This is a genomic window from Candidatus Goldiibacteriota bacterium HGW-Goldbacteria-1 (genome assembly GCA_002839855.1).
Classification (GTDB): domain Bacteria; phylum Oederibacteriota; class PGYV01; order PGYV01; family PGYV01; genus PGYV01.
In genome coordinates this window covers 56409-77793 of record PGYV01000006.1, presented here as the reverse complement: position 1 = coordinate 77793, position 21385 = coordinate 56409, and the positions used below count along the sequence as shown (strand labels likewise).

At 44.4% G+C, this 21385-nt stretch carries 14 protein-coding genes; all 14 read right to left on the bottom strand.

The window, feature by feature from the left end:
- Position 1: 1 nt before the first annotated feature.
- A complete protein-coding gene (locus CVV21_07685; GenBank protein ID PKL91457.1) occupies positions 2-883 on the bottom strand; it encodes a polyprenyl synthetase in 882 nt (293 codons plus the stop codon).
- A gap of 18 nt (positions 884-901) precedes the next feature.
- The gene (xseB, locus tag CVV21_07680; GenBank protein ID PKL91456.1) at positions 902-1225 is read right to left on the bottom strand and encodes an exodeoxyribonuclease VII small subunit; all 324 of its coding nucleotides are present in this window, start codon (positions 1223-1225) and stop codon (positions 902-904) included.
- Positions 1226-1252: 27 nt separating this feature from the next.
- The gene (gene xseA, locus CVV21_07675; GenBank protein ID PKL91455.1) at positions 1253-2473 is read right to left on the bottom strand and encodes an exodeoxyribonuclease VII large subunit; all 1221 of its coding nucleotides are present in this window, start codon (positions 2471-2473) and stop codon (positions 1253-1255) included.
- On the bottom strand, positions 2473-3456 hold the full coding sequence (gene galT / locus CVV21_07670; GenBank protein ID PKL91454.1) for a galactose-1-phosphate uridylyltransferase: 984 nt from the start codon (positions 3454-3456) through the stop codon (positions 2473-2475). The genes xseA and galT overlap by 1 nt, the downstream gene beginning before the upstream one ends.
- Positions 3456-3857, bottom strand: coding sequence for a preprotein translocase subunit YajC (yajC, locus tag CVV21_07665; protein ID PKL91453.1), 402 nt, complete (start codon positions 3855-3857; stop codon positions 3456-3458). Before yajC ends, galT begins: the two co-directional genes overlap by 1 nt.
- A gap of 27 nt (positions 3858-3884) precedes the next feature.
- Positions 3885-4991: a tRNA guanosine(34) transglycosylase Tgt gene (locus tag CVV21_07660; protein ID PKL91452.1), complete on the bottom strand. Its 1107-nt coding sequence runs from the start codon at positions 4989-4991 to the stop codon at positions 3885-3887.
- Positions 4978-6060, bottom strand: a complete 1083-nt coding sequence (locus CVV21_07655) for a hypothetical protein (protein ID PKL91451.1) — start codon at positions 6058-6060, stop codon at positions 4978-4980. The genes CVV21_07660 and CVV21_07655 overlap by 14 nt, the downstream gene beginning before the upstream one ends.
- Positions 6061-6357: 297 nt before the next feature.
- Positions 6358-7137 (bottom strand): IclR family transcriptional regulator, encoded by a 780-nt coding sequence (locus CVV21_07650; protein PKL91450.1) that lies wholly within the window; start codon positions 7135-7137, stop codon positions 6358-6360.
- A 35-nt stretch (positions 7138-7172) separates the two neighbouring features.
- Positions 7173-9116 (bottom strand): hypothetical protein, encoded by a 1944-nt coding sequence (locus tag CVV21_07645; GenBank protein PKL91449.1) that lies wholly within the window; start codon positions 9114-9116, stop codon positions 7173-7175.
- 440 nt (positions 9117-9556) lie between these two features.
- Positions 9557-12022, bottom strand: a complete 2466-nt coding sequence (locus CVV21_07640; protein PKL91448.1) for a hypothetical protein — start codon at positions 12020-12022, stop codon at positions 9557-9559.
- A 21-nt stretch (positions 12023-12043) separates the two neighbouring features.
- A complete protein-coding gene (sppA, locus tag CVV21_07635) occupies positions 12044-12988 on the bottom strand; it encodes a signal peptide peptidase SppA (protein PKL91447.1) in 945 nt (314 codons plus the stop codon).
- Between the two features lie 306 nt (positions 12989-13294).
- A complete protein-coding gene (locus CVV21_07630) occupies positions 13295-13726 on the bottom strand; it encodes a hypothetical protein (GenBank protein ID PKL91446.1) in 432 nt (143 codons plus the stop codon).
- 214 nt (positions 13727-13940) lie between these two features.
- Positions 13941-15530: a murein biosynthesis integral membrane protein MurJ gene (gene mviN, locus CVV21_07625; protein PKL91445.1), complete on the bottom strand. Its 1590-nt coding sequence runs from the start codon at positions 15528-15530 to the stop codon at positions 13941-13943.
- A 627-nt stretch (positions 15531-16157) separates the two neighbouring features.
- Entirely contained in the window at positions 16158-21008 is a 4851-nt protein-coding gene (locus tag CVV21_07620; protein ID PKL91444.1) for a hypothetical protein, read from the bottom strand.
- Between the last annotated feature and the right edge of the window lie 377 nt (positions 21009-21385).

The window sequence follows — 21385 nt, the reverse complement described above, 5'->3', positions numbered from 1 at the left end:
TTTAGTGTGTTCTGTTTACAAACAATTCCGCAAGCGCGGATAAGCCTTTTGTACCGGTACCTATTTTACCTAAAATCTGCCTTGCTTCAAAGAGTAATTTAAAAGCTTTTTTGCGTGATTCATCAAGGCCGAATACTGCGGGCCAGGTCAGTTTTCCGGCGCCGCTGTCTTTTCTTAACTTCTTGCCCATCTTTTTTTCATCGCCGGTCTCGTCAAGTATGTCATCGGCTATCTGGAACGCAAGGCCTATTTTTTCGCCGAAAGCGCGGAAAAGTTTTTCTTTTTTAGTGTCAGCGCCCGCAAGTATCGCGCCTGCCGTAACTGCCGCGGTTATTAACGACCCTGTTTTATGGCCGTGAATATATAACAGCGCCTTTTTTGTGTGTTTTTTGCCTTCGTTTTCTATGTCCGCCATTTGTCCGCCAACCATGCCTTCTGCGCCCGCGCCTTTGGCAATTTCTAAAGCCGCACGAAGTGCTGTTTTGGATGTCTTTTTATTTTCTGAAGCGCTTAACGCGGTTTCGAATGCCTTTGTTAAAAGCGCATCGCCGGCAAGAATTGCCGTAGCTTCGTCAAATTTTTTATGGCAGGTGGGTTTGCCCCTGCGCAAGTCATCATTATCCATTGCCGGCAGGTCGTCGTGAATAAGCGAATAGGTATGAATCATTTCCAGCGCGCATGCCGCAGGAAGCGCGTCTTTGTATGAAAGGCCGCAAGCTTTGGCCGCCATAAGGCATAAAACAGGCCTTAGTCTTTTTCCGCCGGCAAAGATGCTGTACTGCATGGCTTTATAAATGCGCGCGGGGTGGCCTTTTTGCGGCAATAAATAACCTTTAAGCGCGCCGTCAGTCATCTGTATAAGTTCATTTAATAGTTTTTTCATATTATCCTCTGCTGATGTTTAAAACGGAAGCTTTCCGTCGTTGTTGTCATTGTCATCATCATCGTCGTTATCTTCGGGGCCGTTTTCATCTTCGTCGTCATCGCCGTCTTCAAAATTTTCTGTTTCCAGCCCTTTTACAGTTTTCTTTTTCACAATTTCAATTTTCATCTTGGCTTCTTTAAGTGATTTTTCACATTTTTCCGCAAGCGCCATTCCTTTTTCATACTGTGCTATGGCGTCATCAAGTGACAGCTCCCCTGATTCAAGGCTGTCCACTATCTGTTCTATTTCGTTTAAGAAAATTTCAAATCCCGCTTTTGCTTCCTGCGCTTTTTTTGCCATTATTACCTCCCGGTTTTATTAACCGTTTTATTTGTTCTTTTTTATGGTGTCTACAGTGGCTGCTATTTGCCCGCTGAATACTTTAATGTCAAGATTATCGCCCGCTTTTAAGCGCGACGCGTCAGTCACCACTTTTCCCGTGGATGTTTCATAGACTACAGAATAGCCTTTTTTTAAAACTGCCAGCGGGTTTAACAGCTGCATTTTCTCTTTTAAAAGGTTAAGTTTTGATTCCGTGCCCTCAACGCTGTAAGACAACGCTTTTTTTAACCGTATTTGAAGTTCATCCAGCTGCCGTGAAGAGTCTTCATAAATTTTAAACGGCATTTTAAAGCCGTATCTCTGCATAAGTTTGGTTAACCGCTCCTGCCCTAAGTCCACAATGGATTCCAGCGAAGAACTAATTCTGTCCCTGATTACCGTAAGCCTGCGGACAATGTCCGCGGTGTCCGGGACAAGCATCTCTGCGGCGCCCGAAGGCGTAGGAGCGCGCATGTCAGCCACAAAATCCGCTATGGTAAAGTCTATTTCGTGGCCTACGGCGGAAATTACCGGTGTTTTGGAATCATATATGGCGTGTGCCAGGTTTTCGTCGTTAAAAGCCCATAAATCTTCCATAGAGCCGCCGCCGCGTGTCAAAAGGATAACGTCAAAACTGCCGTCTTCGTTGATATCGTTAATGGCTTTAATTATCTGCGCGGGAGCTTCGTTGCCCTGCATTAAAGATGGGCACACAAGAACATAAAGCGATGTGTATCTTTTTTTAAGAATCTTAATGACATCCCTGATGGCGGCGCCCGTAGGGCTTGTCACTATCGCGATGCGCGCAGGCGGATAAGGTATTTGGCGTTTATGTTCTTCTTTAAATAAAGCTTTATCGCTAAGTTTTTTCTTTAATTTCTCGAATTCTACAAGTAACGCACCAACTCCTGTTACCTGAATTTCAGAAGCAATAAGCTGGTATTCGGAACGCTTGCCGTAAGCTGACACCCTTCCAAAAACCATTATTTCTTTGCCGTCTTCAATCCCTAATTTATTGCATTTGGACGCACCCCTGAAATACGCCACCTTAATCTGGTTGTCGTTATCCTTTAAGGTGAAGTAAACATGGCCTGAAGAAGGGGTTGAATAATTTGATATTTCGCCTTTAATCCATACATTATTAAGCCCGCCCTCAAGTAACTCTTTAACAATCACAGAGGCTTCTGATACCGTAAGTATCCTGTCTTCGGATTTGGCGGAAGGCATTAAAGCCCCCTTAAGTATTCCGCGGACTCTTCCGGCAGTGTGGGATTAATGTAAAAACCGCTTCCCCATTCAAACCCGGCAATACTTTTAACCCTTGGCAGAATTTCTATGTGCCAGTGGAAGAAAGGAATTTCCGGTGATTTTGCCGGAGCGGTGTGTATCATGTAGTTGTAAGGCGGGTGATTTAGGGCCTTGTTGACCCTTGAAATGGAATCTTTTAACAGGGCGCCCAGTTCCGCCGACATGGCGTCGTTTATGGTGTAGAAATGGCTTGTGTGATGTTTTGGCATTATCCAGACTTCAAAAGGCGTCCTTGAAGCAAACGGGACAAAGCTTACAAAGTTTTCGCTCTCTTTTATAAGCCTTAAGCGCGAGGAAAGCTCCGCTTCCAGCGTATCACAGAAAGGGCAGCGGGTTTTGAATTTATAATACTGCTCTGCTTCTGTCATCTCGTCTGAAATTGTCTTTGGAATTACAGGCATTGCCATTAACTGGGAATGCGGATGCACAAGGTTTGCCCCAGCGCGAGAGCCCTTGTTTTTAAAGATAAGGATGTATTCAAGGCGGTCATCCTTTAAAAGGTCTAACATTCTTGCCCTGTAAACCTTGATAATTTCCGCGGCTTGCTCCTGCGAAATGTTATCAAAGCCGCCATTGTGAAGCGGGGTTTCTATTATTACCTCGTTAGCCCCTGTGCCGGCAATGATATCATATATGGTGTCGCCTTTTTTCTTAAGCTGTGTCTCTATCTGAAGGTAAGGATTGTTATTAGGAACCACCCGTATGGCCCATTCGCCCTTGGCAGAATCCACTTTGTATATTTCTTTGCCGGCTTTATCTTCATTGCCCGGACAAAAAGGACAGTTTTCGTCCTTTTCAGGAAGGTCTGCAGGCAATGCCCTGCCGGTTGTGGGGATGAAAGTCTTGTCATCCAGTGTGATTATCCACCGATTGCTTAGCGGATCCTTACGGAATTCCGACATTATTTTTTAGGTTCTTCTGCCTGTACAGGCGAAGCATCTTCTTTTTCTATTTTTCTGGAAACATAAGCCCTAAGTACGTTTATCGTGGTGTTTTCTCCGCACTTTATGGCAAGAACGTCGTCTTTTTCAAGTATCTTGCCTATGGTTCCCACTATGCCTGCGTTGGTAACAACCTTATCGCCGACCTTAAGTGAAGCCATCATTTCTTTAAGTTTCTTCTGTTCCTTGCGCTGCGGCATGATGAACATAAAATAGAAAACCACAAAAATAAGAACCAAAGGTAAAAAAGATGCAATCATTGACGGCTGGCCCGGTGCTGCCGCTCCTGCTGCCGGTACTGCTGATTCTGCTGCGAAAAGTAAAGTTGTAAACATAATAATAGAACCTCCATTTTTTTGCATTTCCCGGGTGTTACCCGTACGGAATTGCTATGATCTCAGCTTGTAAACGCTGAAAAATTCCTCTTTTGCTTTTTCGTACCTGTCTTCAAATATTGATTTTCTAATAATATCCATCAATCTTATCATGAAATAAATGTTGTGTAAAGTGGTGAGCCTCATGCCCAGAAGTTCATGTGTATTGAATAAATGCCTGATGTAAGCACGGGTGTAATTTTTGCAGGCGTAACAGCCGCAGCCGGGGTCCATGGGACGGAAATCTTCTTTGTATTCGCCGTTGCGCACGGATATCTGCCCTTCTTTGGTATAAACGGCGCCGTTTCTTGCAATTCGTGTGGGAAAGACGCAGTCAAACATATCCACGCCCTTTTCAACCGCGTACCAGATATCTTCCGGTGTCCCGACACCCATTAAATATCTTGGTTTGTTTTCCGGCATAAAAGGCGCGCACCAGTCAACGCCCTGATTAATAAGGTCTTTGCCTTCGCCGACGGAAACGCCGCCTATGGAGTAGCCCGGAAAGTCCATTTTAAAAAGCTCTTCCATGGATTTCTCGCGCAGATCTTTATGCACGCCGCCCTGAATAATCCCGAATAAAAAACTGGTATCGCTTTTATGATACTCCCTTGCCCTTTTAGCCCACGCCAAAGTAAGGTCAAGCGAATCTTCTATATATTTACGTTCCGCGGGATACGGCGGGCATTCATCAAGCACCATCATGATGTCGCTGCCCAAGTCGGTCTGAATATCTATTACCGTTTCCGGCGTTAAGAAATGTTCCGCGCCGTCTATGTGCGATTTAAACTTTACGCCTTCCGGGGTTATTTTTCTGAACTGCGAAAGCGAGAAAACCTGAAATCCGCCGCTGTCCGTAAGAATGGGCCTTTTCCAGTTCATAAATTTATGCAGGCCGCCGGCTTTTTTCATTATGTCCATTCCGGGGCGCAGAAAAAGATGGTACGTGTTTCCCAGAATTACGTCAACGCCCATGTCGTACATGTCTTCCGGGGTCATTAATTTAACGGTTGCCTGAGTGCCTACCGGCATAAAGACAGGTGTCTTTATCGTGCCGTGAATGGTGTTTATTTCACACGCGCGGGCAAGTTTATATTTGTGCAGTACCTTAAAGAATTCCATTCTGTAACGCCTTTAAAGTGTTCCCGTCAAGACGGTTTTTGTCGTAGTTAGGGTTGTCTTTATAAAGTTCTGTGTGGTCTATCACTCCAAAGTCCATATTTTTATAGCTCCAGTAAGAGTAGGATATGCGGTGTTTTTTAAGTATGGTGATAAAGTCATTCAGCCAGTTTTTTCTTGTATCCGGGTCAGCAAGAACAACTACGCCGAATTCGCCGCAGTATACAGGGACATTATATTTCTTCTGAAAATCAAAAACCGGCTGCATGGCTTTTTCAAGCTCTTCAATGTTCCAGTCCCTGTCCTGCCCGCGAAGAAGTTCCGCGAACTTATTGTCCATTTCTTCCGTCTTTTTCATAGCGTCGCCTATACCGTCAGGCCTGCCCGGATATTTTACGGCTTTCTTATAAATATCGTAAATTACAAAAGAGACCCACGGAGCAAACTGATGTGTGATAAGTATGGGTTCGTAAAAATGAAAGCTGTAGATTATGTTGTCATCGTCAAACTTTTTAAGGCTGTCAAACTGCCTGCACGTGCCCCATAAGTTGGATTCCACTATTATGGAGTGGTGCTTGTCGTTGTTTCTGATTACAGCGATGGCATCATCACAAATGGAGTTCCACTGCGAAGCTTCCGGCGCCACAGGTTCGTTCATAAGTTCCAAAAGCATATTTGGGCGCTGCGCGTAGCGTTTTGAAAACATGTCCCATATATGAAGAAAACGCTTGTTGCTTTCGGATGACTTATCCCAGATGTTGTTAGATTCCCTTTCTTTAAACGCAAAGGAGTGTCCGGGCGCTTTGTGCAGGTCCAGAATAACGTCAAGCCCGTGTTTTTCCGCGTCAGAAATTACCGTATCAATCCTTTTTAACCTTGATTCATCGTATTTGAACGGCGCTGTTTCAAAAAAGAAATTATCAACCGGCAGGCGCACGGAGTTAAAGCCCCAGTTTTTTATCTGCGCAAGGTCTTTATCCGTAATAAAACTGTCAAGGTGTGAATCAACAAAGATATCGTCCTTTACCTGTGAAAAAAAACCGCCAAGATTAACCCCGCTTAAATGTTTCATAATGTCTCCTTTTATCGTTAAAATGAAGTGTTAAAAAAAAGTTGTAACAAGTAACAACTTACAAGTTACAAGTTACAGCTTACAAGTTACAGCTGATAACCAACTTCAACTGCCGCGGGCTAAAGACCCGCGTCTACCAAATCTAAGCCATTCAACTGCCGCACCCTAAAGGGTGCGCCTACCAAACCCAAACCTGTGCCGTATCACCTGTAACTTGTCACCTGTCACCTGTAACTTGTCACCTGTCACCTGTAACCTGTAACCTGTTACTTGTAACCTGTTACTTGTAACCTGTTCTTATTTATTAAACCCCATGCTCTGGGAAATTTTCTGCGAAGCAACCTTTACACGCTCGCCAAGGTCTTTGATTCTTGCTTCGTCTGTCCTTAACGCAGGCGCAGTGATTGCAACGCATGCAATTACCCTGCCTCTGAAGTTTCTTACAGCTGCAGCCACAGAGATTAAATCGGGCGAATATTCCTGATTGTCCACGGAATAACCAATGTCGCGGCTTTGTTTTATGGCTTCCTTTAATTTGGCTTCGTTATCTATCGTGTAAGGCGTCATAGGTTCAAATTTGATAAGTTTAATAACTTCGTTTATTCTCTCGTCCGGAAGGCTGGCAAGCCATGTTTTTCCGCAGGCAGAAGCGTGCAGCGGCATGCGTTCGCCGACGTTGGACTTTACCCCTACGCGTTCAAGGGTTTCAAGGACGTCAACGTAAAGGACTTTATACTGGTCAACAATGGCAAGGCCTATCGTCTCGCCGGTTTCCCTCCACAGCTGCCTTAAATAAGGCATGGCGTGCTGACGGATATCAAGCTTTGAAAGCACGGCGTTTCCAAGTTCAAATAAACGCATTCCAAGGCGGTATTTGGAAGTCTCTGTGTCCTGTTCCACGTATTTGCGCAGCATCAACGTGGTTAAAAGCCTGTGAACAGTGCTTTTGTGAAGTTTAAGTTCTTTGGAAAGAGTTGTTACTCCCACGCCTGTTTTGTGCGCGCTTAAAGTCTCTATAATATCCAGCGTCCTTTCTACCGACTGTACTGTTGTGTCATACGACTGTTTTCTTCTCAATTTACTGCCTCCCCTTAAATTTAAAAATATTTTTTTTATTCATAAACAATCCCTGAAATTCTTATTGTAACCCTTCTGTTATCACGCCTGCCTTCAGGAGTGTTATTATCAGCAACCGGCCTGCTTTCGCCATAACCCACCACCCTGAAAATATTCCTGTCCATTTCAAAAAGTTCCACAAAGAAATTAACAACCGCCTGCGCCCTGGCTTTTGAAAGTTCCATATTGTCCGCGTAAACACCGCGCTTCATCTGCAGGTTATCTGTATGGCCTTCCACTGTTATTTTGGGGTTCTGATAGCCCTTTATCTGGTCGGCAATCTTTTTGATATCGCTGTAAACCGCTATCTTTACGTCCGCTTTGCCAAGGTCAAAAAGCGTGTCAGCGGAAAGGTTAATAACCACTTCTCTGAAAAGTATTTTTACCTGTTTAGCCCTGCTTTTGCCCCAGTTGCCAACGCTGTCAGAGGCAAACAGCGCGTACGAATATGTTTTGCCTGTATCCACCTGGTTTATGCCAAGGTCGTCTTTGCCGTCCCATGTTACCATCATAGGGTCGCCTGTTCCCGTATAAGTTCTGAAAGGCAGGTTATCAGGGCCGTAGATGACAAGTTTCCACTGCCCAATGCCGTTTTTGTCAAAAGCGGACAGGTTAAAATTAACCGGTACAAGCAGGGTATCAAGCCTGCCCGGCTTTACAAGTTTGGGGCTGCCGTCAACAGTAATAGAAGGCGGTGTTAAGTCCACTTCTACCCTTGCCGGCGCGGAGGATGATTTAATTCCCTTGCCATAATCAACATCAAGCTGAATAAAGTAATCGCCTTCTGCGGCAGGCATGCCAAGAGAATCCATTCCGTTCCAGAACAGTTTTTTGCGGAGATTTATTTTTACTGTCCTGACCGCTATTCCCATTGCGTCTGTAATTTTTATTGACGCGGCCCTTGCTTTGGACGGCGACATGACATCGGGTAATAACCTTACGTAATCCACAACTTTGTCCCCGTTTGGCGAGAACACAGCAGGATAAGTTTTTAATTTAACTTCCGGAGAGCCGAAGCTGTAAGTTAATGTGGCCCTGTGCGTATAACCAAGCCCGTCTATAGTATAAGGAACAAAAGCGTAATCAATTGCCGCTCCGCCGAATTCTATGCCGCCGCCAAAAGAAAGGCGCGGCACTGTGCCGCCTTTGTATCCGGCCCTTAAATTTAAGGCTTCAAACAGAGTGATATTTGCGCCGATGGAGTAATTTATATTGTTGTCAGAGTAATATTCAACGCCGCCTTCTATGTCAAAGTATTGGCTTTCAAAGCCTATTCCGGCAAGGATGTTCATAGGCTGAAGGTAAGTTTCTTTTACAAAAGAAGTGCCGGGGCCAAGGTTCTTAAATGATACGCCCGCGGACAGCCCTTCTAAAAATTCCATGTCATAGATAAGTCCAAAATCAGCCATAAATGATAACGCGGAACCTTTGTCGTCATTGGGGTCAATGGCGTAATTTAATATTTTAAGGGCTGCGCCTATGTAAAAGTCGCGTGAAAATTCTTTGCTGTACGCCAGAGTTCCGTAAAAACTATAAGGGCTGAATTCGTATTCTGTGGAATATCCTGTTATGGAAGCGGGGTCAACTTCTGTTTTAAACATTGTGTCGGCAAAGTGCATCCAATTAATTGAAAAACCAAAAGTGCCCGCAGGTGAAGGAAAAGAAAGGTTAAGGTTTTCAAACGCGATGTCCTGAAACCATATAATATGAGTGAACGATATTCCTGAAAGCATGCTTTTTGACAATCCCGCCGGATTATATTGAATGGAATTCACATCATCCGCCAGCGCAACATAAGTTTCACCCATTGCGGCGGCCTTTGCGGGTGCCATAATCTTCAGAAAGTTGTTAGAAGTAGTCCCGATTTGTGCTATATCTGAAAATGCTGTTCCGCTTAGCAGGAAAAATACCGCTAATGTCAGTATAGTCTTTTTAAACAATGTGTTTCTCCTGTTTTGTTTGGTGGAACTACTATGCCATTATCACTATTTTGTCAGATTAGCAATTTGTTGTCAATAGGATTTTGAAAGTAGATGCAATATGGATGCTTGGAAGATTGGATGGTTAGATGCTTGGGAAAAACGAAGAACGGCAGCTCGGTCAAACATAAGAGCGTTGATAGTCGCGGGTCTTTATCCCGCTAGATTTTGTAGTTTGTTGTTTAATGTAGAGACGCAATACATTGCGTCTCGCTGTTAAAAATCAAAAACGAGACGTATCATGATACGTCTCTACGTTATAAATACAAGAGATCTGCATATACCAATACATATATAAACAATACTAAAAACAGACAAAAAAAAGAGGCGCATTTCTGCGCCTCTTTTTTTATTTAAAACCAGACGCAACATGTTGCGTCTCTACTTTAAAAACTAAATTTTTACTGTACCCTTGCCGCCCACAGCTTATAACTTGAAATGCCGGGCATGGATGGCATTATGAAATTGTTCCAGCCTACGTACGCAATTACATCGCCGTCGTCTGTCCAGACGGGGTTTTTGCCGAAGAATTCATAGGGAAGCAATTCCCATAATTCCCCGTCTATCGCGTGAACTATCCTTATTGTTGTTACGTCATCATGAAAGTAAAATTTGTGGTATGTCTCTTCAAAGGCAAGGCGTTTGCTCTGATGGTCCCATGTCATGTTGCTTATCTTCCCCTTTTGGGTGTAATAAATACGTAAAGGATTGGTGGCTTCTTTATCAACCACCCACATTTCCTGTAACGTGGTCTTATCCGCAGGGCCTTTTTTAACGATAAACGCAAGCCTTTCAGATGACGGGCCCCATTCAAGTTCTGTTACGGCATTTTTTGTTGTAAACAGGTTAAGCTCGTTTCCGCCGGTTCCGTCAAGGCGCCATATTTCGCCGCTTTCCTTGTGATTTACGCCGACCGCAATTGCCTTGCCGTCATATGACCATTTTGGCTGTGAAAAGCCCGCACAGCTTCTCTTGAAAATTTCCTTATTGTTTTTGCCGTCTTTATTAATTGTCCAGATTCTCCATATCTCGCCGCTTTCCGTGAAATTAAGGATAACCTTTTTCTTTTCAGAAGTCAGCCAGAAAGGCGAATCCGGAAGCGTTTCTTTTGAAAGGTTCTTGCCGTTGGTTGAATCCGCATTCATAATAACAAATTTATTATTCTTGATGTAAATAACCTTATTCTGCTGTGAATTCCACAACGGGAAAAGGGCTTTGTCTTTTGCCCTGTTTACGTTTAATTCCCTTGCGTCTGAACCGTTTTCGTTTTTCACTTCAAGGAAAGTATAGCTGTCAATCTTGCTTACATATAATATCTTGGAACCGTCAGGAGACCAAAGGGGCATAAATTTATTGAACCCTTTTGTAAGCTGTGACATTTCCTGTTTTTCGGTGTTTGTTGTCCAAAGGTTATTATCGCCGCCATCTTGTGCAGCTGCAGCCACAACAAAACTTTTTGCGTCCGGCGACCATGCGGTTTTATGCGTGATGGCGTTTGAAGGCATATCAATTACCTTGTCAAAACTTGTTACAAGGGTCTTGGGTAATCCGGGCGGAGCGGAAGGCTCTTTGGAACGGAGCTGTTTTTCGTATTTTATCTTTGCTTCCTGGTCTTCAAATGTTTCTATGTCTCCCGTGTATAAGGGTTTAACTTTTTTCTTTCCAAACCAGTTAAATATGTTTTTCTTTTTTTCTTCTTTCATCTTTATCGCGTTGTACGTGTAATCGCCGTATTTTTCGCGGAGATTATCGGGCAGTTCCATTAATGTAAGGTTAAACGAAGCGGCCCAGATATTTCTGGCGCCATTTTCAGTTGCAGCGCCGGAGAATATAAGCAGGTTTCCGTTTTTATTCCAGACAGGCGCATCCAGATAACGCGGTATTGCGGTTTCCTGAGTGGTCTTTATTTCGGTAATTCCCCTTGTAAGGCCATGAATAATGTTAACCGTGTTTTCGCCTTTCTTGGGGTTAAAAACCGTATAAGCAAGAGCCCAGCTGTCATTTGACCACGCAAGGTTCTGCGGGGCGTTATTATAAGCCGGTGTTATTTCAGTGTAACTTAAAACTTCCTGTTTGGCATAATTAAAAATTCCCGCGGCGTAAACAAGTACAAGGCCGCTTAAAAGCAGCGTTATTGCCGCCATTGACAGCCTGAAACCAAGCCTTCCGTCATCTTTTAACGGGTCTTTGTTAACCGCGTATAAAACAAGCGCTATAGCCAATGCGGCAGCCACAATTGCAGGCACAACAAAGTGCCAGTAAAAAGCAAGTATCATTCCCGCTGAAAGCACTGTTGCTATAAACATAAGGATGTCAGATAAAATTTTCTTGGGGTTGTGAATCATGTAGGCAATAAATTCAACGCAGAAAATTATAAAGCACGCGGCAAGTACCGCCATTATTACGTCCATATTTATTTTCTGCGATAACGGTTTAAACAGCTGTACTATGTAAAATATTGCCAGAGCGGATGCAAGGCCTAATAACACCAGCCTTAATACCGAACCCAGCTTTGAAGCGTTTTCTTTTTTTATTCTGGGATAAAGTTTTGTGCCTATTAAAGCCGCCAGCACAAATAAAAGTCCGCCGGCTACCGCGGGCAGCGACATTAACTTTTCGCCTGATAATCCCAGAAATAACAGGAATGCGCCGCCGATTAAAAGCGCCACCTGAAGCGCGCGCGTCCACATTATTGAACTTTGTTCCTCTTCGGCTTTCTGCGCCGCAATTTCTTCCGGCGTTGGGCCTGCGGGAACTTCGGGTTCCGCGGGAGCTGCCGCCTTTTCTTCTTTACCCTTTTTTGCCTTTTCCGCGTCTTCAAGCGGATTAGGTGTCATATCTTTCGGTCCTTTATTTGCGTCTGCCATCATGAACCTCCGTGTATATGCTTATCTTAATGAGTATTTTCCATTTAATGGAATTTTTGATTTAAAACCAAGCCCGGCAAGCGATGATTCCAGCAGGCCGTAAAAAGTTGGTTTGTACCTTTCTTTTACGACAAAAGGCCTTCCTGTTATACCGGCCATTTTTGCCGCGTCTTCAATTGCGTCGTCAATAGTGCCTATGGAATCCACAAGCCCAAGTTTAAACGCCTGATTACCCGTAAAAAGCCTGCCGTCCGCTATATTGGAAAGCATGTAAGCTTTTACCAGCCGTTTTTTTACTTTATCATTTTTTGCCTTGATACCCGCGCCTGCGGCAATTGCTTCATAGCGCACTTCCACTATATCATCCACAAACTGGCTTAACGCGTCTTTAAGGACGGACATCATAAGGTCTTTTTCTTCTTTGGTTGCGGCGCGCGCAAAAGAGCCGATATCTTTATATTTTCCCGTCTTTAAAGTAACGTAATCAACGCCTATTTTATCCAAAAGGCCGCGCGCTGTCATGTACATCATAATAACGCCTATGCTGCCGGTTAATGTGCCTGAATTTGCCACAACCCTGTCAGCCGCGGCAGCAATGTAATAAGCGCCGGAAGCTGCCACGTCGCCCATTGAAACAACCACGGGCTTGCCGCTTAAACTGATTCTTCTTACAAGGCTGTAAACTTCCTGCGAAGCGGCCATTGCGCCGCCGCCGCTGTTTATGCGAAGGACGATCGCTTTAACATTTTTCATATTGCTGAAATTGTGCAGCTGTTTTAGAACGTAAGTGGTATCCCCAATTTCCCCGTATATGTCTATTAAAGCGATTTTGCCTTTATTTATTGGGTTAATTGACGCTTTAGTCTGTTTTTTATTCGTGTTTTCCGTTTTATCAGCGTCTTTCACGGAAAATAAATATAATACAAATAATAAAATCACAAATAATACAACAGTCCTTTTCCGCATTATAAAAATCCCTTTCCATAGACAGAATTAAGCCCGAATACCCCATATTTTAATAATTTTTTGGGTATTAGTCAACCTATTTAACACCTAAACAGGATAAAAAGTATTATGTTGTTTTTTATTTTGTATTAAATTCCGGTAGCCGCGTCCTTTTCCTGCCGTCGCGGAAATGTCATTTGCTATGGAGGAGTCGGCAGGGCGCGTGGTTTTCGAGTAGTTGTTTCGTCCTGGTAGACGCGGGTCTTCAGCCCGCGGTAGTTGAATTTAAATCATCAAGGCATTAACTAGGATCTAACAGTGTTTTTTTTAATAATGAATTGTGTCACTTTTATCTTTAACCCAAAATTTTAAGAATATTTTTTCAAGAGAAAATAAAATAGCAGCTAAAACAGTTGTTAATATAAGTATGTTAATCATTATTAAAAATCCGACCGGTAGTTTGAACAATAGTATTACTCCCATATAATGTTGAATGATTACTAAATTCATTAACGACGTAACAGAAATAATAACTTGATGAAATAAAAATCTAAACATATTGTCTTTGTCAATATTCGAGAAATACGTAACATCAGCATAGACAATCATCAGGACGCACATCAACTGGCCAAGTAGAAAGTATGAACGAATCGCCGAGTTTGAATCATATCCCCCTTTAACAAGATAAAAAAACACGACACTAAACACAGAACAAAACACAAAAGAAATGAAAACAATTAAAGAATTTTTATTATTCATAAACTCCACCTATTTTTGGCGAAAAATTAAACAACTACCCTTATCAAATCATTGTAAAAACGCTGACAGCGTAGGAGCGATTTCTGATATAAACAGAATCAAATCTACTGCCGCGGGCTAAAGACCCGTGTCTACCAAGAATTTAAATTCACACATAAAAGCGAGACGCAACATGTTGCGTCTCTACATTAGAAAAAGAAAACAAGTACACAAACTACTTTTTCTTGTTAAACCTGTTAACAATCCCCTGCATTATTCTTTCCGCGTAATCAAGGCCGGAGAGTTTTGCCATTATTCCATATGAGATAACTCCCACCGTTATTGCGGCAAGGACTATAAAGCCGTTAATAGTGCGGGAGAAATCTGCGGCGTTAAAGTTGGCATTTAACAGATAGTAAGTTAAATACGACAATCCCGCCATAATCAGCGAAATTACCGTGACCTTTGCACAATATGCCAGGAATTCTTTTGTCTTTAAGCCGTTGATGAACTTAGACAGGTAAAAATATAGCGCTATGAACTGAATCAACGCGGCAAGTGATGTGGCAAGCGCCAAACCAAGGTAATTCATGGAAAACATAAGCGAAACGCATAGAAGAATGTTTATTATCATGGAAGAGACGGAAATTTTTACCGCTGTTCCTGCTTTGTTTATGGCGTAGAAAACCTGGGTTAGAATCTTTACCCCTGTGTGCGCGAATATGGCTGTGCAGTAAACCGCGGAAACGCCTGCTGTTTTTATGGCGTCGTCGTATTGAAAACGGCCGTAGTTAAAAAGAAGCAGGTTTATCGGCACACTTAACGCTATTAAACCCGCGGATGCGGGCAGGACGACAAAAAATGCCTGCTTAAGTGATGAATGTATGGTGTCGCGGAGAGAATCAAAATCCCCTCTTGACGCGTACTGTGATATAAACGGGAAAGAAACAGTTGCCACGGCAACACCAAATACCCCAAGCGGCAGCTGCATAAGGCGGTTGCCGTAATAAAGATATGTGACTGCGCCTTCTACAAGCAGTGATGCAAGGATTGTATTTACCAGAAGGTTAATCTGCGTGACCGACTGCGCCAGTGTGGCGGGTATCATTAGCTTGCCTATTCTGCGCAAACCTTCATCTTTTAAATTAATAAACGGTTTCCATGCAAGCCCTTCTTTTACAGAAGGTATCCACTGGATTAATATTTCAAGAAATGACCCAAATAGCGCGCCAAATACCCAGCCGTAGACCTGCGTTTCCGGGGTGTCGCCAAGGCGCGGGCAGATAAATACTCCGGATAAAATCATGGAGATATTAAGGACAACCGGCGCAAATGCAGGAATGGAGAATTTTTTAAGCGAGTTTAATATTCCAAGAAACAAAGCTGCAATGCTTACAAAAAGTATAAAAGGAAAAAGCCACCGCGTAAGCGATACTGTCAGCTGAAATTTCTGCGGGTCATTGATAAAGCCGGGCGCCATTATGGTTACAATAAACGGCGCGAATACAATTCCCGCGAAGGTTATAAGGACTAATAAAAGTGATAACGCGTTTAAGACATTAACAGCAAGAAGCCAGGTTTCCCTTCTGTCCTTTTTCTCAAGGTAATCTGTAAATACGGGGATGAAAGCGGATGACAAGGCGCCTTCTGCCAGAAGGCTGCGGAGCATGTTGGGTATGCGGAATGCCACAAAGAACGCATCAGAGACCCAGCCAACGCCTAAAATAGCCGCTGAAATGGCGTCGCGCACATAGCCAAGCACCCTGCTTAGCATGGTAATTAAACTGACTATAGCGGCTGATTTTGCAATTTGTTTTGATGACATGATGAAAATTATATAATAATTATTGAGATAAAGATATTGTTTTTTAAAGGCGGAGGCTTAGAGGCTTGGATGGTTGGAGGCTTGGCATAAAAACACGATGGCCGGAGGGACGGAAGGTTTGGCATGGATCTGGTAGGCGTACCCTTTAGGGTGCGGGTTTTATATTTTAAAGTAGAGACGCAACATGTTGCGTCTCTACTTTAAAAAACATATTTGCTAAAAATAAAAGCGGCGGATTTTCATCCGCCGCTTTTACCTCACCATCTCTGCCTAAAACACCGCCCCTACATCTATAACAATTATACTTAATAAAGATGAAAAAACAGTGATTATAGTCACAAATGGCATTATAAATATTAAGCATAAGCGGGTTAAGCAATTAAGCTATAGCGAAGAAATTACCGGGATTTACACATTAACTGCCGCGGGATAAAGACCCGCGTCTACCACATCTGAAACATTTTTATATACAATCCGTTATTTGCTTTGGTTTGGTAGCCGCACCCTTTAGGGTGCGGTGTTTAGATTGAAATAAAACAAGACCAACTGCCGCACCCTGAAGGGTGCGCCTACCAAACCTTATTTTTTTTTAGCCTAGCTGCTTAGCCGCCTAGCTGCCAAGCTGCGTCACTTCTTAAGAACTATTATCTTCCCTACCGGGCCGCGGGCTTCTTTGCCGTCGTTGTCAATAAGCAGAATTAAATAGTAATAAGCGCCGTTGGCGAGGCCTTTAAAATGTTTATCCGGTATCGGGATTACGTGATTGCCCGCTGTATAAGAATTTTTATACGCGATTTCATCCACCAGCCTTAACGACGACGAATACATTCTGAAATGAACCTCTTTGTAATTTCTTGTGGCGTAATACTTCACAAAAATATACGGGTTGTCGCCGGGGTTTACCGGGTTCGGGTAAGCAAGCTGGTCTTTCACCTTAAATTCCGCTTCTGTTGCCACGGGTGTGGGCGTGAATGTGTTTGTGGGAACACTTACTGTTGCCGTGTAAGTGTTGGTGTTTGTAGGCGTCTGTGACGGAGTCTGTGTGTAAGTGTCTGAAGGTATTAAAGTGTTTGTGTGTGAAAAAGTCGCTGTGTTTGTATAAGTGTGCGTGGCTGTATAAGTGTATGTATCAGTGATTGTATGCGTGTATGTTGAAGTGGACGCGGGCGGGACGGTGTTTGTGTATGTCGCAGTCTCTGCCGCTGTTTCCGTGGGAGTCTCTGTAAATATTTCTGTCGCAGTTTCTGTAAAGGTTTCTGTGGGCGTATCAGTAAACGTAAATGTAGGCCCGCCTGTTGTAACTGTTTCTGTTGCGGTATATGTTTCTGTGTACGTCTGCGTAAATGTCGCCGTCTGTGTGTCTGTGTAAGTATAAGTGGCTGTAAAAGTCTCTGTAGGGGTATTGCAGGTATCCGGGCAGTAGTTTACCTTGAATGCCCAATTGCCCGCGCTTTGCCCCATTGGCCACGGCAGAAATCCTGGAAAATTTCCGTAAGTCATTTCATAATACATTTCATCGCCGCTGCTGCCTATATCCCTTGAAACCATAAGTCCGGGCGACATTTGAATTGCTATCCAATAGATTCCTGAATTCAAATGAGCTGACGGCAGCGGTATTAAGTTATCCCCTGTTGTTACCGCAGTTTCTTCTGTCTGCACCTGCAGTATGTAAGGGACATTTGTCCCCGTGGAATTGTCATTTGAATAAACCGCAAGGCGGACATATCCCGAACCCGATTCCACGTGCAGGTCAATTCCGCTTAATGTGCCGTTATATCCCATATAATAAACGTTTGCGGAAACATAACCGGATATATTTACCGTTGCCGCTGTCGGAGTATACTGTAAACCAAAATCATCTTCACACATGCACGGCAGAACAGGCGTTGGCGTTTCCGTGGGTGTGTCACATGAACCCGGGCACGCGTTAATTACAAGCGCGTAACTGCCGTTGCCGGGCGATACACCGGCTGTCGGGAATGTTGCCGGCATTGCGGAAGCTTCACTGAAATATCCGGTGTAAAGCTCCGCGTTCTGCATTCCCGCCATTGCGCTTACCAGTATTCCGCTTTCTGTATTTATAACTATCCAATAAACACCCGCGGTTAAAGGCGTATCAACAACGTCCACGATATTCCAGCCCGCAGCCGAAGGCGTGTCTGTTGAAGATACAATAAGATTCAAAGGCGCTGACCCGTCATTTGTGTAAAGCGCCATCTTTATATATCCGCCGGCGCTTGAGACAAGGTGGACACCCATGCTTTCCATTATTGTGTTTTCGGAAACATATATAGGAATGGCGGTCAGCGAATTATATATACTTGCCCCTACCATTGCGGTTGTATTGGTGTTGCCGTAAACCACACCGCACGCGCAAGGCATAGGCGTAAAAGTCTGTGTGGCTGTAGGTGTGTCCGTAAATGTGGGCCCGCCCGGGGTTACCGTGTCCGTGAATGTGTAAGTCTGCGTGGGGGTTTCTGTTTCTGTGTTTGTATAAGTTGACGTGTTGGTGAATGTGTCTGTGGGGGTATCCGCCGAAGTCTGTGTTTCTGTATTGGTATATGTGGCTGTTGAGGTATCAGTAGGCGTTGATGTAAAAGTATTGGTTGATATCAGGTTTGTGTCTGTTGCTGTGGCAGTAAAAGTTTCGGTATACGTCTGCGTAAAAGTATTTGTCGCGGGCACTTCTGTTTCCGTTTGCGTGTATGTATTTGTAGCCGTGTAAGTTGATGTGTAAGTACTTGTTTGTGTCGCGGTGTTTGTAAACGTGGATGTTGAAACCGCGGCCGCCCCTTCAAAGCGGACATTGTCAACTATTACGGAGTAGTCTGTATCGGCGTTGTTAATAAACGCAAGGTAATAAATGGCAGTATGTGTATTGGAAAGTACGTCCGCTATAGGAATTCTGACAGTCTTCCATGTTGTGTCTATCGCGCCGCCTTCTTCAAGATAGTTTGCGACAGTTATAAACGCGTAAGTCCAGTCAAGATAAAGCAGATACTGTGAAACAGTACCTGTTAAAGCTTTTATGTTAAATACAATATCCGTATTCCCGTCCATCTGCTGGTTTGCGCCGGGGATGTCCCACTGCGCCTGCCCCCAATAAGCCGGGGATGTATAAGCGGCTATCATTCCATTTCCTGTAACTCCGCCTGCGCCTTCGGTTAAAGAACCGGCAGTATTTGTATTAATAGCGCCGTCAGCAAGCATGTATCCCGGTGTATCGCCGTCATATATAAGTTTGTACGCGTTTGTAGGCGTTGCGGTTGCCGTATCTGTGGGCGTCTGTGTGAATGTGAATGTGGGGCCGCCCGGTGTTACTGTGTAAGTGCTTGTCGGTGTGTCGGTTGGGGTGCCTGCAGGATCGCCGTAAAGCGCGCCGCGGCCTTCTGCTGAAACATAACACCTGCCGTAAATTCGCGGATCGCCTGTTATCTGATGTACGTAGCCGTACTGATTGGCAATTGTATTTATTCTTTCCCACGTTGCGCCCGTGTCAATTGACCGGTAGAAACCAAGGGCCCCGCCTACAATCCCCTGCATATAAATTGCCGGATACGTGTAGCCCGATGCCGCCATTCCAAAACCAATTCTGTAAGCCGCTGTAACGCTGTTTACTTTTACCGCTGTGGCGCCTGAATCAGTTGACCTGTAAAGTCCGCCTGCGGCTGTTGTTATCCATAAGTGCCCTTCATTGCCCGGCGCTGCCGCGCAGACGCCGTCAGCCGGGGCCCAGCTTGGAACCATTGGCAGCCCTGATGCTGCAGCGGCAAATGTTGCGCCGCCATTTGTGGAACGCCACATTGTGCCGGTAACACCGTCATATAAATAAAACTTACTTGAATTTATTCTGTCAGCCACCGGGCTAAAATTCGCCGGCGGGCTTCCCGCTGATGTTGTCCACGAAGAGCCGTTATTAGTAGAGTATGAAACTGCAGCACCTGCAGGCGACCAGACTATGTTAGTGCCGTTTGCGGAAATTGCAATCGCCTTGCTGCCGCCGCCTGAAGTACCGGAAGGATAAGAAGAAAAATCTATCCACGTTGTGCCGCCGTCAGTTGAATAAGCGCCGAACGGAGATGAATTATACCCTTTTACAATTTTAAGCGGTACGCTTTCCGCGAATGCTATTGATAATGTGGTGCCTTTATTCGGGCTGTACCTTCCCTGCGGCGGAGAAACATCCAAATCGTTGTGCCTGAAACCGTCTATATCGCCCATTGCGGTCAGCAGATTAGCGCCGGAAGGCGGGCTTATAATCTGCAGTGGAACCGTTTCTTCAAGGTCCCTGTTATTAAATTCCCATTTCACAGGCGCGCTCTGCAGGTTAGAAGTCATCCATAATCCGTATCCGGTATTCCAGATTGCTTTGTTGGAGTTAAACGGGTCTATCTGAACATCTGTTACCCAGTGCGGGCTGCTTGAAGCAGAATATGGCGCGTATGTCCTGTCCCATGTGGCTGTCGCATTTTTTTCTGTCCAGCTTGTGCCGCCGTTTGTGGAGTAATAAATAGCGTCCATTGGCGTCCATCGAAACAGCGTGGAAACAATTATGTTGTCAGTGTTCTGTGGGTCAACCGATATACCGGAATAACCAAAGCCGGTGGTAACAGGCGTGATATTGGTGAATGCCCCTGTTGATGTATTGTATTTATAAACATAACCCGTGGCGTTGCTGTTATTGGGCCCGTTATTGCTTGCGTATGTAAGATAAAATGTGGTGCCGATTAAGACTCCGCGGAACGCCTGCACGCCTGCCGGCTGCCCTGCAACCAAAGTCCATGTAGCGCCGCCATCCGTGCTTTTATAAAGGCTGCTGCCGTTAACGCCCGCTCCCACATAAACCGTCTGTGTGCCGGCGGCTGTGACAGTTGAATTTTTATCAAAGATAATAAAATTTATTATTGTCTGCGGGAATGATGTTACCTGTGTAAAGGAAGTCCCTCTGTTCGTGGATTTCCATAATCCGCTTGGAGTGGTGCCGGAGCTTCCGACAAATATTACAGTTCCAAGATTAGGGTCAACCGCCACCCTTTCGCCTGCGCCGCGGCCAACTTCGTTGCCGCCCACTTTAAAGTTAAGCGCGTTAATTGTCCAGGTATTGCCTTTATCATTTGACGCAAGAAAATTCCCATTGACCGCCCAGCTCTGTGTGTATTTGCCGCAAAGCATGTAGACTCTGTTTACATCAGACGGGTCAACCGCCATTCCTAAAATACCCATATTATCGGCGTTGTCCCTTGTCATGGAATCTGTTATGGGAATCCATTTGCTGTTTGTATTGTCCCACCTGTAAGCGCCGCCCATGTCTGTGCGCGCGTACAGAAGGTTCTGTTCAAGGGGGTGATAAACAAAACCGGTCACAAATCCGCCGCCGCCCACCTGCACGCTTTTCCAGGTATAGGGTTCGGCGAATACCGCGCCTGCCAGAATAAATATTATTAATAAGGAGAGCAGCTTAGCTTTCAGTTTGTTCATTAATTTCTCCCGTATATTTGTTGATTCCCTTAATTCATTTAAATAATAACTTTTAATTAATCCCCCGTCAATTGCTTTATTCCCGATTTAACAAAAACGCTTTAGTTTCAATGATATTTAGACAAACAAAAAGCGTTTTTGTTGTGGTTATTTTTGTGCAAAAATAGATCAGAGGGACGGATGTGCGGAGGGACGGAAGGAAAACTGAGGGTCAGAAGGTCGGAGGGTTGGATGATTGGAAGATACAAGAGCAAACAGAGCCGGATAGCGTGAATGTTGAGACATCGCAGGCATTCGTGATATTAATACAAGTTCAAAGACAAGATAAACTGCCGCACCTTAAAAGGTGCGCCTACCAAACAAAAGAGCCGGACAAT